Raw genomic sequence first — 15,741 nt, 5'->3', positions numbered from 1 at the left:
TCAATGCACCATTGCCGCCTCGAGCACTTTGAAAATCCGCTCGTCCGCGCATTGGGCAACGTTGAAGCGCAGGAAACGGCTGGCCGTTCCGGACAGACTGAATGCGTTGCCGGGCGCCAGCACGATGTTGTCGGCCAAGGCGCGGCGGGCCACTTCGGCCGCATCCACCCCATCCGGCAACCTGCACCACAGGAACAGGCCGGCCGGCTGGTCGATCCAGGGCGTGACGCCGATCGCCTTCAGGCGGGCGTTCGTCTCGCCCATGGCGCGCGCAAGCCTCGCGCGCAGCAAATCCATGTGCTTGCGGTAGCTGCCGTCCTTCAGCAAGGTCAGCACCAGTTCGGCCGCAAGCCGCCCGCCGCCGAAGGTCGTGGCGATCTTGAGGTCGGTCAGGCCCTCGATCCAGTCGCGCGGCGCCGCGATGAAGCCGCAGCGAACGGACGCCGACAGCGTCTTGGAAAAGCTGCCGATATGGACGACACGGCTCAGGCCATCGAACGCTGCCAGCCTCGGAGCAGGCGCATGTTCGAAGTCGGCAAAGATGTCGTCCTCGACGATGGTCAGATCCGATTGGTCGGCGAGCTTGAGCAGCCGGTGCGCCGTGACCGGCGACAACACCGCGCCGGTCGGGTTGTGGATGGCGGAGTTGGTGATGTAGAGGCGCGGCCGATGCTCGGCCAAAGCCTGCGCGAACAGGTCGATGTCCGGCCCCGACGGCGTGTAGGGGACGCTGACAACCTTGGCCCGGTGGGCGCGCAGCAGAGCGTGGAAATTGAAATAGCAGGGGTCGTCGACCAGCACCGTATCGCCGGGTTCGATCAGGAACCGGCACAGGAGGTCGATGGCCTGGGTGCCCGATTCCGTCAGCATGATCTGCTCAGGCGAGGCTTCGATGCCGTGTCCGGCCATGCGCCGCGCCAGCAATTGCCGCAGCGGCGGCAGACCGAGTGGCGTGCCGTAGTCGGCCAGCGAAATATCGGCCGCGCGCGCCACCGTGCGCAGTGCCCGGCGCAATCCGGCCTGCGGCATCCAAGAGGCCGGCAGCCAGCCGCAGCCGGGCTTCAGCATGTCGTCGCCGGCTTCCAGCGACTGGCGTGAGATCCAGAGCGGATCGACAGCGCGGTCGAGGCGGGGACCGATCTCGGCCAGCGACAGCGGCGCCAGCGAGCCGGCAGCATAGAAGCCCGAGCCCGGCCGCGAGCGGATCGCGCCTTCGGCGGCGAGCCGCTCATAGGCTTCGACCACGGTGGATTTGGACACCTGCATGGATTTGGCGAAGGCGCGGATCGACGGCAATCGCGCTCCCGGCGTCAGGCTGCGCGCCGCGATCCGCTGACGGATCGTCGTCATGACGCCTTCGACCAGCGTTCCGCTGCTCTCGCCTATGGTTTGTTTGTCCATCCGTACTGCTCAATTGCCCATGACAGTTTTGTACAACTGTACCGCATTGTCTCTGGCGATGCCACGGGCCCCGCTCGATACAGAGCCGACAAACGGAGCTTATGATGGGCAAGATCGCGAGTGGCTGGGTGAACGGATTCATCGGCGTGTTGATCTTCAGCGGCTCGCTGCCGGCGACGCGCGTGGCGGTGAAGGCTTTCGATCCGACATTCCTGACGTCGGCCCGGGCGGCGATTGCCGGACTGCTTGGCCTGGCGCTGCTGCTCCTGTTCCGGCAGAAACGCCCGGAGCGCGGCGATCTGCTGTCGCTGGTGATCGTCGCGCTTGGCGTCGTCATTGGTTTTCCCCTGCTGACCGCCCTGGCGCTGAAGCACGTCACCACGGCCCATTCCATCATCTTCGTCGGCCTGCTGCCGTTGGCGACCGCGATCTTCGGCGTGCTGCGCGGCGGCGACCGTCCGCGCCCGGCATTCTGGCTGTTTTCATGCGTGGGAAGCGCGCTGGTCGCATGCTTTGCCCTGACGCAAGGCGTGACGGCTTCGCCGGTGGGCGATGGTCTGATGCTCGCCGCCATCGTCGCCTGCGGTCTGGGCTATGCCGAGGGTGCCGCACTGTCGCGCAAGCTTGGCGGCTGGCAAGTGATCTGCTGGGCACTGGTGCTGTCGCTGCCGATCATGCTGGTGCTGACTTTCGCGACGCAGCCGCCGTCCTTTGCCGGCGTAGGATCCAACGCCTGGATCGGACTGGGCTACGTCTCGTTGTTCAGCATGCTGATCGGCTTCGTTTTCTGGTATCGTGGGCTGGCGCAAGGCGGCATCGCCGCCGTCGGGCAGTTGCAGTTGCTGCAGCCCTTCTTCGGCCTCGCCCTGGCGGCGACGCTGCTGCACGAGCAGGTCAGCCCGCTGATGGTCGTCGTCACGCTCGGCGTGGTGCTGTGCGTGTTCGGCGCGAAGAAGTTTGCAAGGTAGGTCGGGGAAGTAGCTCCCGCTGCTAAAACTTCGTCACCACGCCGATGCCGATGCCCTCGAAGCCGCCCATCGCCATCAGGGCCGCGGGTGCTTCGTCGAGGCTGATCTTCTTGCCGACGAGCAGTTCGGGCCTGAGCTTGCCGTTGCGGATCATGTCCATCATCGCTTGGTAGCGGTAGGCCTGCATGCCGTGGCTGCCGAGGATTTCGAGTTCGAAGGCGATCACCTTGTCCATCGGCACCTGCGGCCGGGCATGCTCGCCCAGCATCAGGCCGACCTGCACATGGCGGCCGCGCCGACGCAGATTGGCGATCGAATTGAACGAGGTGGTGGGGTGGCCGAGCGCGTCCATCGACATGTGCGCGCCGCCATTGGTGATCTGCTTGACCGCCTTGACCACATTCGGCGTCGTGGACGCATTGATGGTGGCGACGGCGCCGATCTTTTTGGCGAAATCCAGCTTCTCGTCGGTGAGGTCGATGGCGATCACATTTGCGCCCATGGCGCTGGCAATCATGATCGCCGACAGGCCGACGCCGCCGCAGCCATGCACCGCCACCCATTCGCCGGGCGTGACCCGGCCCTGGTCGACAATGGCGCGAAACGAGGTGACGAAGCGGCAGCCGAGGCTGGCGGCGGTGGCGAATTCCATCTCGTCGGGCAAGCGCACCAGATTGGTATCGGCGTGTTCGATGGCGACATATTCGGCGAATGAGCCCCAGCCGGTGAAGCCAGGTTGCGTCTGGTGCTCGCAGACCTGGTGATTGCCCGAATTGCACTCGAAGCAGCGGCCGCAGCCGACGGCGAACGGCACGGTGACGCGTTCGCCGGCCTTCCAGCGGGTGACCTGCTTGCCGGAGGCGACCACGATGCCGGCCAGTTCGTGCCCCGGCACATGCGGCAGCGTAATGCCGTCGTCATGCCCCATCCAACCATGCCAGTCGCTGCGGCAAAGCCCTGTCGCCTCGACCTTGATGACGACGCCATCGGCAGCCGGCTTCGGATCGGGAACAGTCTGGATCGTCGGCGCTTCGCCGAATTTCTCGAAGACGACGGCTCTCATAGATCACACTCCCACCCTGCTGCGTTGCAGGAAAACGATAGCCGATTCCCAGTTGGGTCAAGCGGAAATCGATTCCGCCAGAACCGGGCGCCGACGTTACGCGTCGGCCGATGAAGCCCTATTCAGCATCGATCTGGTTCTGGGGCGCCGCCTTCTGGAAAGCCGGCAGCGCCATGCACGCGGCGTTGATGCGAGCGATCGTCGGATAGGGGCTCAGGTCGACGCCGAAGCGGGCGTTGCTGGTGACTTGCGCGGCCAGGCAGATGTCAGCCAGCCCCGGCGTCTCGCCATGGCAGAATGTGCCGGTCTCGGGCGACGAAGCCAGGATCTTCTCAAGCGGTTGAAAGCCTTCGTTCACCCAATGGCGGAACCAGTTGGTGATGTCCTGATCGCCGGCGCCGAACAGGGTGCGCAGCGAGGTCAGCACGCGCAGATTGTTCACCGGGTGGATGTCGCAGGCGATCATCTGCGCCAGCATTCTCACGCGTGCCCGACCGGCCGGATCGCTTGGCAGCAGCGGTGGTTCCGGGCTGGTCTCGTCAAGGAATTCGATGATCGCCAGCGATTGCGTCAGCAGCGTGCCGTCGCCGAGAACAAGCGCCGGCACCAGCCCTTGCGGATTGACTGCGAGATAGGCCGGTTCCAGATGCTCGCCATGGCGCAGATGATGCGGCACGTAGTCGTAGTGCAGCCCTTTCATCTCCAGCGCGATCCGCACCCGGTAGGAGGTGGAGGAGCGATAGTAGTTGTGCAGGACGAGGTCGCTCATGCGCTCACTTCGGTTGGCCGATGGTCACTTCGATCGTGCCGACGCCCTCGACGCCACCAGTCATCGTGTCGCCGGCACGAACCGCGCCGACGCCGGCCGGCGTGCCGGTGAAGATCAGGTCGCCGGGCTGCAGCTCCATCGCCTCGCTGCAAATCGACACGATATCCGATATCGGCCAGATCAGCTCGGCGAGATCGGCGTCCTGTCTGACCTGGCCGTTGACGGCGAGCCAGATGCGGCCCTTTTGCGGGTGGCCGGATATCTGTGCGGGGACCAGCGGACCGCAAGGCGCGGAGCGGTCGAACGCCTTCGCCCAGTCCCACGGACGGGCAGTTTTCTTGGCCTCGTCCTGGAGATCGCGCCGGGTAAGGTCGATACCGACGCCATAGCCCCAGATATGATCCAGCGCCTTGTCACGGGGAATGCGGAAGCCGGCTTTGCCGATCGCGGCAACCAGCTCGATCTCGTGGTGCAGATTGGCCGTCAGCGGCGGGTAGGGGATATCAGCGCCGGAATCGACCACCGCGTCGGCCGGCTTGGTGAAGAAGAAAGGCGGATCGCGCTCGTCATTGCCGAGCTCGCGGGCATGCGCGGCGTAGTTGCGGCCGACGCAGAAGATGCGGCGCACCGCGAAACGCTCGAGTGAGCCTGCAACGGCCACCGATGGGATTGCGGGCGAGGGAAGGACGAATTCTGTCATGCGGGTCTCTGCTTGGCGGGTAACATTCGACCGATTTGGGCGCCCGGGCAAGGCAATTTGGTCGAGACCATGCCGACGGCACTTTCCGCCGGAGATGGCGATATACTATTTGGCAATAATCTGGCCATGGTGGCGGGGTTATCCTAATCGCCCTTGAACTGAAACGAACCCCCATGACCGCAATCCACGATCGCGCCCGGTTCCTCATCATCGACGACCATCCGCTGTTTCGCGAGGCGCTGCACAGCGCAGTGCAGATGGCCTATCCCGAAGTCGACACGGTGGAAGCGCGCTCGATCACCGAGGCGCTCGACCTTCTGGCCGGCGCCAAGTCGTTCGACCTTGCGCTTCTCGATCTCAGCATGCCCGACGTGCACGGCTTCGATGGCCTGCTGCAGCTCCGAACCCGGTATCCGCGCCTGCCGGTGGTGGTCGTCTCGGGCCATGAGGAGCCGAAGATCATTTCCGAGGCGCTGTCCTATGGCGCCGCCGGTTTCATTCCGAAATCGGCGCGCAAGAGCGATCTGGCCGCCGCCATACGTTCGGTGATGGAAGGCGCGATCTATGTGCCGGAAACCTATGAAGGCCGCACGCCCGACGCCGAAAGCGTCGACCGCGCCGACATGGTGCAGCGCCTGTCGACGCTGACGCCGCAACAGCTGCGGGTGCTGCAGATGCTACGCCAGGGCCTGCTCAACAAGCAGATCGCCTATGAGCTGCAGGTCGGCGAAACCACGGTGAAGGCGCATGTGTCGGAAATCCTGCGCAAGCTCAATGTCTACAGCCGCACGCAGGCGGTGATCGAGGTGTCGAAGCTCGACAATGCGGAGCTGTTTCGGGACCAGGCTGGGTTTTGAAGGCCAACGGCGGGCGTGCGCGTCGTGGCTTATGACAATGAAAGTCTCATCAGCGGGTGGGCCGCATCGCGGTGTGCTATGGCTTGGAACCCTGCGCTCTCGAAGGTCGACACGTACCCGCTACCCGTTGCGCTCGGCGACTTGCTGCCATCGAGTGGCATCGCCTCGATCGCCTCGGCGCCATGTCGTCTTGCGTGAGCGATGCTCGCCTTGATCAGTACTCGAGTTATCCCGCGTCGACGATGGCCCTTGCGGACGTAGAAGCAGGAGATGAACCATGTCTTTTCCCGACGGTCTTCGGCGCCGGTCCACCTTGTCTTGAGGTAAGGCACTGCTTCGACGGGCGTGATTTGGCACCATCCCACGGTCATTTCTCCGTCGAAGGCCAAAAGGCCCTGGGGCACATCGCCAGATAACGCCGATTGCTGAAATGCACGCCGATTTTCATCGGGTAGCCGCTGGCGGTAAGCCGGGCCAATCTTTCCGTACATGCACCAGCAACGACCGACCGGTCCGCTCACCGAAAACAGATCCACGAACGCCGGCCAATTCTGTCGAGCAAGCGGTTCGACTCTAAAGCTCATTGCCCACAAACGCCGACAGTCGCCATCGGGTTTCGGTTGCCAGGCAAATGCGCACTTGTCACCGTAGTTCCGCCCTAAGCCAGCAAATGCGCCAGCAGTGCCCTTAACTGCGCCGGCTTCAGTGGCTTGCGCATAAGTTCGATGCCACCCGCACGCGCCGCCTTGGCGACCGCTTCGGAACTGTCGGCGGTGACGATCAGCGCCGGAACGGCGCGACCGAGATAGTCGCGAACTTCGGCGATGGTCGCTGTGCCGAGATCGCCGCCGTCGAGATGCTGGTCGGCAATGACGATGTCGGGCACCCAGTCGGTGTCGCCGAGCATGTCGAGGGCATCGTCGGTCGAGGTCGCGGCCCGCACCAGGCATTGCCAGCGCTCGAGCAGGAAGATCATGGCCTGCAGCACTTCGACATCGTTCTCGACCAGCAGCACCTTGGTGCCGAACAGCCCATAGCCGCGGGGCCGTTCCATGTCGGCAAGGCTGGCGATCGCGGCGGCCGGGGCGCCGAAGCCGACGGGAACATCGATGTGGAAGATGGTGCCGCGCCCGACCTTCGATGAAAACGTCACGGGATGGCCGAGCGCGCTGGACATGCGGCGCACGATGGCAAGTCCGAGGCCGAGACCGCCACCGTCCAGTTCGGCATTGGCGGACGAGGTGCCGCGATGGAATTCCTCGAACACCGCCTCGCGCTGGTCGTCGGGGATGCCGCAGCCGGTGTCGGCGACGTCGATGCGGATGGTGTCGCCGCGATGCCTGGTGCCGACCAGCACGCCGCCCGAGCGGGTATAGCCCAGCGCGTTGGAAAGGATGTTCTGCAGGATGCGGCGCAGCAGCGTGCGGTCGGAGCGGACCACGGCATTGACCGGCCGGAACTTCAGCGACAGTCCTTTCAGTTCCGCCACCGGCTGGAAATCCGAACGCAGCGACGAGAACAGCGCCTCCAGGCTGACGTCGCTTATGTCGGGCTGCACCACGCCGGCATCGAGCTTGGAGATGTCGAGCAGCGTGCGCAGCAGGTCCTCCATCGTCTCCAGCGAGCGCTCGACCTGCCGCACCAGCTTCTTGCCCTCGTCACTGGTCTGCACTTCGGCGAGCGCCGAAACGGAGAGGTGGGCCGCGTTCAACGGCTGCAGCACGTCGTGGCTGGCGGCGGCGAGAAACCTTGTCTTGGACAGGTTTGCCAGTTCGGCGTTTTCCTTGGCGGCGCTGAGGTCGATGTTCGATTGCTCCAGCCGGCGCAAGGTCGAGTGCAGTTCCTCGGTTCGCGTGCGCACCCGGTTTTCCAGCGAAATCGCTGTCTGGAACAGCGAGAAGGCGTTGCCTTGCTGGTCCATCGACCGTTCGACGCGGCTGACCAGTGCCGCGTTGATCTTCTTCAGCTTTTCAAGATCGTTTATGTCCCTCAGCGGCATCGTATTCCGCCGCCTTATTCCGCCGCCTGGCGCTCGCCGAAGGCGATGCCGGTAAAAGTCTGGTTGAGATGCATCGACCGGTACTGTTCGCCATAGGTGCCGAAGCCGATGACATTGTTGACCCGGTAGAGTTCCGAGATGTCGCGAAACACTTGCCGGTTGCGCGCATCCAGCCGGCGCAGCACGCAGTCGAAGCCGAGGATCATGTCGATGCCGCCAAGCCTCTCCTCGACATCGCGCAGTGCCGCCCGCGTCGCTTCGATCATGTCCTTGGGCTGGGCGATCGACAGCACGACGCCATCGTCGATGGCGCAGAAGAATGACAGCGAGCCGTCGGGATGCATCTTCTGGATCGAACGGCAGTAATATTCACCGCCGACCTTCACCACCACCGGATGCGAAGCAAAGCTCAGCGGCGTCAGCATCTGCGCGACGATGCCGACGGAAGCGGCATATTCCTCCGCGGCATTGGTGGCATTGAACTCGCGCACGATGCGGTGATCGGGATCTGACGACGTCACCACCAGCTTTTCGTCTGTTGGAACGAAATTGTCGGTCTTGAAGACATGGAAAGGAATTTCGGTTGCTACCAGTACGATGATGGCGCTGTCGGAGGTGACCTTGCCGTTCGAGATCAGGCGCGTCGTCTCGAATTTCAGATCGTCACCGGCCGAGCCGCCAAGCAGCGGTATGTCGTCTAGGCCCCAATGGATGGCCGAACTCACCGCTTCCTCGGCATAGGAAAGTCCGTCGATGAAGCAGAGCGCGAACGTTCCCTGGGTGCGATCGCAACCCAGGCGCGCGCGCAGCGACCGCCGCAAGGCCTCGACCTCACTGGTGATGATGTCCATGCCCGACGACGACAAATTGTCGACCATCACGCTGACGGCGGTGAACACGGCGGACGGAAGCAGCATGGCGAGCACGTGGCCATCCTCGAGGCCTTGCGGCGTGATCTCGCCGGCGGTCGAGCAGCCAGCGTGATGGAGGGCCGGTGCGTGGGTCATGAGCGCCTGGGAAAGCGCGCTGGCCTCGACCAGGCTCTGGGAAAAGAACAGCAGCGCAAAGCCGGCGTCGATCACGGCTGCCTCCAGCGCGATCGCCCTGGCGAACGCCTCCATGTCGGGCTCGTCCGTGGTGAGCGCCGACAGGCCGCATGCATAGCGCGTCCGTGAATTGGCCAGCGATGTTCTCCGCGTTTCCTCCGACGCGTTTTTGTGCGCGCCCTGTTTTTTGTGTGCTTTGGCGCCCGCGTCGACAAACATTGTTGCCTTCAATCTGTGTTTTGGCAATGGGCAGGCCGGGATTGCAGGGTGGGGCGTGGCCATGACCGAAAGTATAATGTGCCGCGTTTGCGACGTGCTGTTTTTTGTCCGTTGTGCGGTGTACGAATAATGCATGGGGTTGACGCGCAAACACCGCGTCGGCAGCGTGAAGACCAAGGTTGATACCCAGGGAGGGACCATGTCGGACGTTTCGTTGATGGTGAACGGAAAACGGGTCAGCGGTGCTGCCGAAGACCGAACGCTTCTGGTTCACTTCCTGCGGGAAAATCTCGGCCTTACCGGAACGCATGTCGGTTGCGACACCTCGCAATGCGGCGCCTGCGTCGTTCATGTTGACGGCAAGGCAGTCAAATCCTGTACGATGCTTGCCGTGCAGGCCTCCGGCTCGACCGTCGTGACGATCGAAGGCCTGGCCAACGGCGCCGACCTGCATCCGGTGCAGGCCGCCTTCAAGGAACATCATGGGCTGCAATGCGGCTTCTGCACGCCGGGCATGATCATGACGGCGACCGATATGATCAATCGCCATCCCGAAGGCCTCGACGAGGCGACTGTGCGCGCCGAGCTCGAAGGCAACATCTGCCGCTGCACCGGCTACCACAACATCGTCAAGGCGATCCTCGCTGCATCGAAGACGATGTCCAAGGCGTCCAAGGGCAAGGCGAAACAGGCTGCCTAGGGTGAATAGTGAATGGTGAATAGTGAGTAGAGCGGCCGCGGGCTCCTCCTCCATTTCGACCATTCACCAATTCACCATCCACTATTCACCGGGAGGAATTTCTGATGGGCATTGAAGGTGTTGGCGCTCGGGTCGCGCGCAAGGAAGACAAACGGTTCATCACCGGCGCCGGCCGCTACGTCGACGACATGGTGGTTCCAGGCATGAAGCATGCAGCCTTCGTGCGCAGCCCGCACGCGCATGCGCAGATCAAGAAGATCGACGTCAAGAAGGCTCAAGGCATGCCCGGCGTCATCGGCGTGCTGACCGGCAAGGAACTCAAGGCCGACGGCATCGGCAACCTCATCTGCGGCTGGATGATCCATTCCAAGGATGGCTCGCCGATGAAGATGGGGGCGTGGTCGCCACTCGCTTTCGACCGGGTCCGTTACGTCGGCGATGCCGTCGTCATCGTCGTCGCTGAGACCAAGGGGCAGGCACGCGATGCCGCCGAAGCGGTCGAGATCACCTACAAGGAATTGAAGGCCGTCGTCGATGCGTCTAAGGCGCTCGAGAAGGGCGCACCGCAGATCCACCCGGAAGCTGACAACAATCTGATCTTCGATTGGGAGCTTGGCGATGGCAAGGCGACCGACGCGGCGATCAAGGCCGCTGCCCACGTCACCCGCATGAAGATCGTCAACAATCGGCTGGTGCCCAACGCCATAGAGCCGCGTGCCGCGCTTGGCTACTACGACAAGGCCGAGGACCACTACACCTGCTGGACGACCTCGCAGAACCCGCATCTGGCGCGGCTGGTGATGAGCGCCTTCTACAATGTCGCGCCGGAAAACAAGCTGCGCGTCATCGCGCCGGATGTCGGCGGCGCCTTCGGCTCGAAAATCTATATCTACCCGGAAGAGATCGTCTGCCTGTGGGCCTCGAAGAAAACCGGCGTGCCGGTCAAATGGGTGGCCGACCGCACCGAAAGTTTTCTTACCGACGCCCACGGCCGTGACCATATCTCCACGGTGGAGATGGCTTTCGACAAGAACAACAGGATTACCGGCCTGAAAGTCGACACCGTGGCCAATCTTGGCGCCTACATGTCACTGTTCTCGTCCTGTGTACCGACCTATCTCTACGCGACCCTGTTGTCGGGCCAGTACAATATTCCCGCGATCCATGCCAATGTGCGCACCGTCTACACCAATACCGCGCCGGTCGATGCCTATCGCGGGGCAGGTCGACCGGAAGCTACCTATCTGCTCGAACGCGCCATCGAGACCGCCGCTCGTGAGTTGGGCGTGTCTCCGGCGGATCTTCGCCGAACGAACTTCATCACATCGTTCCCGCATCAGACTCCGGTTATCATGAACTATGACGCCGGCGACTACGCCGCTTCGCTGGACGCGGCGATGAAGGCTTCCGACTATGCCGGCTTTGCCAAGCGCAAAGCGGCGGCTGCAAGGAAAGGCAAGCTGCGCGGCATCGGCATGAGCTGCTACATCGAGGCATGCGGCCTCGCGCCGTCGGCGGCGGTCGGTTCGCTGGGCGCCGGTGTCGGCCTTTGGGAAAGTGCCGAGGTGCGCGTCAATGCCGTCGGCACGATCGAAGTACTGACCGGCTCGCAAAGCCATGGCCAGGGGCATGAGACGACCTTCGCGCAATTGGTCAACGAGCGCTTCGGCGTGCCGCTCGATTCCGTCTCGATCGTCCATGGCGACACCGACAAGGTGCAGATGGGCATGGGTACCTATGGCTCGCGCTCGGGTGCGGTCGGCATGTCGGCCGTCGCGAAGGCGCTCGACAAGGTCGAGGCCAAGGCCAAGAAGATTGCCGCCCACCTGCTCGAGGCCGACGAAGGCGACATCATCATCGAGAACGGCGCGCTGAAGGTCGCCGGCACCGACAAGAACGTTCCGTGGTTCCAGATGGCGCTCGCCGCCTACACCGCCCACAACCTGCCGGGCGGCATGGAGCCAGGGCTGAAGGAGACGGCGTTCTATGATCCGTCGAATTTCACCTTCCCGGCCGGCTGCTACATCTGCGAGGTCGAGGTCGACCCGGAAACCGGCATGACCGAGATCATCCAGTTCGTCGCCGCCGACGATTTCGGCAACATCATCAACCCGATGATCGTCGAGGGCCAGGTGCATGGCGGACTGGCGCAAGGCATCGGCCAGGCGCTACTCGAAGGCGCCCACTATGACAATAGCGGTCAGCTTTTGACCGCGAGCTACATGGACTACACCATGCCGCGCGCCGGCGACCTGCCGTCGTTCAAGGTCTCGACCTCGAACACGCCATGCCCGGGCAATCCTCTCGGCATCAAAGGCTGCGGCGAAGCCGGCGCCATCGGCTCGCCGCCGGCGGTGATCAATGCCATCACCGACGCCATCGGCAGCAACGATCTCGCCATGCCGGCAACGCCGTCCGCCGTGTGGGCAGCGATCCGCGCGACGAAACATTGAATGCGAATAGCGGATAGGGAGCAGCGAATCGGGAAGAGAAGGCGGTGCGACGGGACAAATCCTATTCGCTAATCGTTCCTCCCTATTCGCTCTTTCACCCAGGGAGAAATACAAATGTACTCAGTCAATTATCACCGTGCCGCCTCGGTCGCCGATGCCGCCAAGCTGGTCAAGACGGGCGACGCCAAGCTGCTTTCGGGCGGCATGACATTGATCCCGGCAATGAAGACCCGGCTCGCCGCACCGTCCGACCTTGTCGACCTGTCGCGGATCAAGGAGCTGCAGGGTGTTACAGTGTCGGGCAAGACGGTCACCATCGGTGCTGCCACCACGCATCACGCTGTCGCCAACGACGAGAAGCTGAAGAAGGCCTGTCCGGCGCTTGCCCATATGGCATCACTGATCGGCGATCCGGCGGTGCGCCACAAGGGGACGATCGGCGGCTCGGTCGCCAACAACGATCCGGCGGCCGATTATCCGGCGGCGCTGTTGGCGTTGGGCGCCACCATCGTCACCAACAAGCGCCAGATCGCGGCCGACAAGTTCTTCAAGGGCCTGTTCGAGACGTCGTTGAAGGATGGCGAAATCATTACCGCCGTCACCTTCACCGCGCCGGCCAAGGCGGCCTATGAAAAATTCCGCAATCCGGCATCGCGCTACGCCATCGTTGGCGTGTTCGTGGCCAAGGGCAAGGATGGCGTCAGCGTTGCCGTTACCGGTGCTGGTGACGACGGCGTCTTCCGCTCGAAGGAGATCGAGGCCGCACTCGCCAAGAATTTCGCGGTCGCGGCGCTCGATGGCGTGAAGGTTTCGGCGAAGAATTTGATGACCGACATCCATGCCTCGGCCGACTATCGCGCCAATCTGATCGCGGTGATGGCCAAGCGCGCGGTGGCTGCCGCCAACGCCTGATACGATCAGCTGCGAACAACGAAAGGGGCCTCGTTGGCCCCTTTTGTGAGTTGCAACTGTCGTTGTCCAGTTCGCGCACCAACCCTTTGCTTGAGACAATTGCGGTCGACCCTTCGGCCGGTACTGATCCGCAGCAATCTCGCGCTTGCACAAGTTTATCTTGCACTGCAATATGGACTGGGGCGGGAATGCGAGCCGGGTCGGCGCGGTTCACCGCCGTGCCCTTTCGCATGCCTAAATGCGAAAGGATCGGCATGACCGACATCTCCTCGACGCATGTCGTTCCGTCTCGATCCGCCGCCGACAGACCGGCCCGAACAAGACTGGCCTATCTCGACGGCTGGCGTGGTCTTTCAATCGGGCTGGTCCTGATCGGCCATTTTTTCCCTGTCCCCGGAATCAATCTCGGCGTACTGGGCGTCGAATTCTTCTTCGTGCTCAGCGGCCGGCTGATGGGCGAGATCCTGTTCATCGAACGTTATCCGCTGAAGAAATTCTTCAAGCGCCGGTTCTCCCGCATCTACCCGGCTCTCCTGGTTTTTGTGATCGTCGCGATGATTGCGCTCGTCAGCACGTTCATCTCCTTCAAGTGGAAGGCGGCGCTGACGGCACTGACATTCACGTATAATTATGCCGGCATTCTGGTGACGCGGGCAGGGGCGCTCGACCATATCTGGTCGCTTTGCATCGAGGAGCATGCCTATGTCATCCTGGCGCTGATCAGCGTGATCGTCTCAACGCGCTCCCGCGTCGTCGTACTGCTCCTGGCGCTGGCCTCGCTTGCCATGGCCAACGGCGCGGTTTCGTACTGGGTCCTCGGGATGGATTACGAAACCACTTATTGGCGCACCGACGTGCACATCGCGTCGATCCTGCTGTCGGCTTCGATCTGCCTGCTCAAGGCCGATGGCAGGCTGCCGTCGATCATGACAGGCAAGCATGTGGCGCTCGCTGCATCGATCTGTGCCGTTCTGCTGTTCCTCGATCCGGTGCCGACGCCGATCCATTATCTCCTCGCCGTCCCGCTGCTGGCTCTGGCCGTCAATGTGCTCGATTTCAGCCCGCGCTATTTTTCCGGATTGCTGTCCTCCTGGCCGATGGCGACGCTGGGCCTGTGGTCGTACTCGCTGTATCTGTGGCAGCAGCCGTTCTACAAATTCGTCTACGAGCAAGGCAGTGCGCCGGTCCTGATGCTCGCCGGCGTCTTTGCCTGCGCGCTCTGCAGCTACTACGTCATCGAGCGCCCCGCTCGTGAATGGCTCAACCGCAATTGGTGAGGCAATCGAGCCGTTCAGGCGTTTTGCGGTGCGCTCGGCCTGTCTATGCCTGCAGCGACCTGACGTAATAGCGCACCGCTTTCTTGCCGCCATAGATCACGGCGTCGCCGGCTTCGGCAAAGCCGAGGGCGGCGTGAAAGGCATCCGAGGCGGGGTTCGGCGGGTCGATGTTGACTTCGCAGGTGACCAGCGTGTGGCCGGCGCGCTCAACATGGCCGAACAGGTCCTGATAGAGCCGGCGGGCATGACCGCGGCCACGCGCTTGCGCCGCGACGACGACGCGGTCGACATAGATGAAGCGCTCGTAGCGTTCGCGGAACCATAAGAAATTCGGACTGTCGTAACGGGCGTCCTGATCAAAAGTCATGATGAACGCTTCGAGATCGCCGATGCGGCGCGCGTAAAATGCTTCCCCAAGCAGGAAGGAGAGCCGTTCGGGCTCGAGCCAAGACAGTTCTGCGGCATGCTCGTTGTTGAGCGCCAGGATCTGCGCTTCGTCTTCGGCGGATACGCGGGTCATCGGGGCAGGGATTGTGATCATGCCTTGGCTGCCTTGATGGTGGCTGCCACCAGGTCGGTGTCGGTCAGTGTGTTGCGATACTCGCGGTCGAGGTCGGAGCCGCCCATGCCGACCTGGGGGTTGCGATAATCCATGGCGCTCGGCACCTCCCTGAGGGCGGCGAAATGCATTTCGGACAGACCGGTTTTTCTGCGCACTTCGGCAATGTTGCCGAGATCGAGCCCGCCGCAGCCGAGGATGACGATGCGATCGCCGGCCTGCCGCACCAGATCCGCCAACAGCGGCAAGCCTTCGATGGCGGTGTCACGCTGGCCGCTGGTCAGCACGCGGCCGACCTTGCTGCGGATCAGCGCTTCGAGCGCCTCGGCCGGGTCACGCGTCATGTCGAAAGCGCGGTGGCACGTGACGTTCAAGGCCCCGGCAGCCTGCGTCAGTTCGCTCATGCGCGCCTCGTCAATGGTGCCGTCGCCGTTCAGGCAGCCGAACACCACGCCGGGTACGCCGAGGTCGCGCAGCGCCGAGACATCGGCGAGCATCGATGCGTACTCGTTCTCACTGTAGAGAAAATCCCCGCCGCGCGGCCGCACCATGACGTGGAATGGCACGGTCGCCTGGTCGAGGGCGGCGCGCACGGTGCCGAGGCTCGGCGTGATGCCGCCTTCAATGAGGCTGGCGCACAGTTCGACCCGGTCGGCGCCGGCAGCCTGTGCTGCCAGAAGGCCGTCGATACCTTCGACACAGATTTCGATCAGCGGCAGGCGAGTTTCTCTGGTCAAGGGCTATCCAATCCATGATGTCGCCGCCAGCCCTAGCATTGGGCCGGTTGGTGTGAAAGCGCGAACAGCGCCGCCATTTGG

The 15,741-nt window shown here is 63.2% G+C and carries 15 protein-coding genes; 6 read left to right on the top strand and 9 right to left on the bottom strand.

What is annotated here, in order from left to right:
- Positions 1 to 1,401 (bottom strand): aminotransferase-like domain-containing protein, encoded by a 1,401-nt coding sequence (locus tag NKI20_RS02515; protein ID WP_352828025.1) that lies wholly within the window; start codon positions 1,399 to 1,401, stop codon positions 1 to 3.
- A gap of 104 nt (positions 1,402 to 1,505) precedes the next feature.
- Between NKI20_RS02515 and NKI20_RS02510 the strand changes: the two genes are divergently transcribed.
- Positions 1,506 to 2,369 carry a DMT family transporter gene (locus NKI20_RS02510; protein ID WP_352828023.1) on the top strand — a complete coding sequence of 288 codons (864 nt, stop codon included), beginning with the start codon at positions 1,506 to 1,508 and terminating at the stop codon, positions 2,367 to 2,369.
- A 22-nt stretch (positions 2,370 to 2,391) separates the two neighbouring features.
- Here NKI20_RS02510 and NKI20_RS02505 read toward each other — a convergent pair whose 3' ends face one another.
- The 3 genes from NKI20_RS02505 to NKI20_RS02495 all read right to left on the bottom strand — a co-directional run bounded on the left by NKI20_RS02505 (position 2,392) and on the right by NKI20_RS02495 (position 4,901).
- On the bottom strand, positions 2,392 to 3,432 hold the full coding sequence (locus tag NKI20_RS02505) for a zinc-dependent alcohol dehydrogenase family protein (protein WP_352828020.1): 1,041 nt from the start codon (positions 3,430 to 3,432) through the stop codon (positions 2,392 to 2,394).
- A 118-nt stretch (positions 3,433 to 3,550) separates the two neighbouring features.
- Entirely contained in the window at positions 3,551 to 4,201 is a 651-nt protein-coding gene (maiA, locus tag NKI20_RS02500; protein ID WP_352828018.1) for a maleylacetoacetate isomerase, read from the bottom strand.
- Positions 4,202 to 4,205: 4 nt separating this feature from the next.
- A complete protein-coding gene (locus tag NKI20_RS02495) occupies positions 4,206 to 4,901 on the bottom strand; it encodes a fumarylacetoacetate hydrolase family protein (protein WP_352828015.1) in 696 nt (231 codons plus the stop codon).
- 173 nt (positions 4,902 to 5,074) lie between these two features.
- On the opposite strand from NKI20_RS02495, the gene NKI20_RS02490 reads away from it, so the two are divergent.
- On the top strand, positions 5,075 to 5,758 hold the full coding sequence (locus NKI20_RS02490; protein WP_352828013.1) for a response regulator: 684 nt from the start codon (positions 5,075 to 5,077) through the stop codon (positions 5,756 to 5,758).
- A gap of 29 nt (positions 5,759 to 5,787) precedes the next feature.
- Here NKI20_RS02490 and NKI20_RS02485 read toward each other — a convergent pair whose 3' ends face one another.
- From NKI20_RS02485 to NKI20_RS02475, 3 genes are all read right to left on the bottom strand, one after another.
- Entirely contained in the window at positions 5,788 to 6,342 is a 555-nt protein-coding gene (locus NKI20_RS02485; protein ID WP_352828011.1) for a GNAT family N-acetyltransferase, read from the bottom strand.
- A 74-nt stretch (positions 6,343 to 6,416) separates the two neighbouring features.
- Entirely contained in the window at positions 6,417 to 7,757 is a 1,341-nt protein-coding gene (locus NKI20_RS02480) for a hybrid sensor histidine kinase/response regulator (RefSeq protein WP_023757667.1), read from the bottom strand.
- Positions 7,758 to 7,771: 14 nt separating this feature from the next.
- Positions 7,772 to 9,022, bottom strand: a complete 1,251-nt coding sequence (locus NKI20_RS02475) for an FIST N-terminal domain-containing protein (RefSeq protein ID WP_352728616.1) — start codon at positions 9,020 to 9,022, stop codon at positions 7,772 to 7,774.
- Positions 9,023 to 9,221: 199 nt separating this feature from the next.
- On the opposite strand from NKI20_RS02475, the gene NKI20_RS02470 reads away from it, so the two are divergent.
- The 4 genes from NKI20_RS02470 to NKI20_RS02455 all read left to right on the top strand — a co-directional run bounded on the left by NKI20_RS02470 (position 9,222) and on the right by NKI20_RS02455 (position 14,364).
- Complete coding sequence (locus NKI20_RS02470) at positions 9,222 to 9,722, top strand: (2Fe-2S)-binding protein (protein WP_352604872.1); 501 nt, start codon at positions 9,222 to 9,224, stop codon at positions 9,720 to 9,722.
- Between the two features lie 104 nt (positions 9,723 to 9,826).
- Positions 9,827 to 12,175 carry a xanthine dehydrogenase family protein molybdopterin-binding subunit gene (locus tag NKI20_RS02465; RefSeq protein WP_352604870.1) on the top strand — a complete coding sequence of 783 codons (2,349 nt, stop codon included), beginning with the start codon at positions 9,827 to 9,829 and terminating at the stop codon, positions 12,173 to 12,175.
- Positions 12,176 to 12,289: 114 nt separating this feature from the next.
- Positions 12,290 to 13,087, top strand: a complete 798-nt coding sequence (locus NKI20_RS02460) for an FAD binding domain-containing protein (RefSeq protein WP_023757663.1) — start codon at positions 12,290 to 12,292, stop codon at positions 13,085 to 13,087.
- 254 nt (positions 13,088 to 13,341) lie between these two features.
- On the top strand, positions 13,342 to 14,364 hold the full coding sequence (locus tag NKI20_RS02455; protein ID WP_023757662.1) for an acyltransferase family protein: 1,023 nt from the start codon (positions 13,342 to 13,344) through the stop codon (positions 14,362 to 14,364).
- A 43-nt stretch (positions 14,365 to 14,407) separates the two neighbouring features.
- Here the strand turns inward: NKI20_RS02455 and NKI20_RS02450 are convergent, their stop codons facing one another.
- Together NKI20_RS02450 and NKI20_RS02445 are read right to left on the bottom strand one after the other, a co-directional pair.
- A complete protein-coding gene (locus tag NKI20_RS02450; protein ID WP_031259644.1) occupies positions 14,408 to 14,905 on the bottom strand; it encodes a GNAT family N-acetyltransferase in 498 nt (165 codons plus the stop codon).
- Positions 14,902 to 15,660, bottom strand: a complete 759-nt coding sequence (locus tag NKI20_RS02445; protein WP_023757660.1) for a copper homeostasis protein CutC — start codon at positions 15,658 to 15,660, stop codon at positions 14,902 to 14,904. Before NKI20_RS02445 ends, NKI20_RS02450 begins: the two co-directional genes overlap by 4 nt.
- Between the last annotated feature and the right edge of the window lie 81 nt (positions 15,661 to 15,741).

The organism is Mesorhizobium sp. M0830 (genome assembly GCF_040319965.1).
Taxonomy (GTDB): Bacteria; Pseudomonadota; Alphaproteobacteria; order Rhizobiales; family Rhizobiaceae; genus Mesorhizobium.
This window is presented reverse-complemented; position numbering and strand designations above follow the sequence as displayed.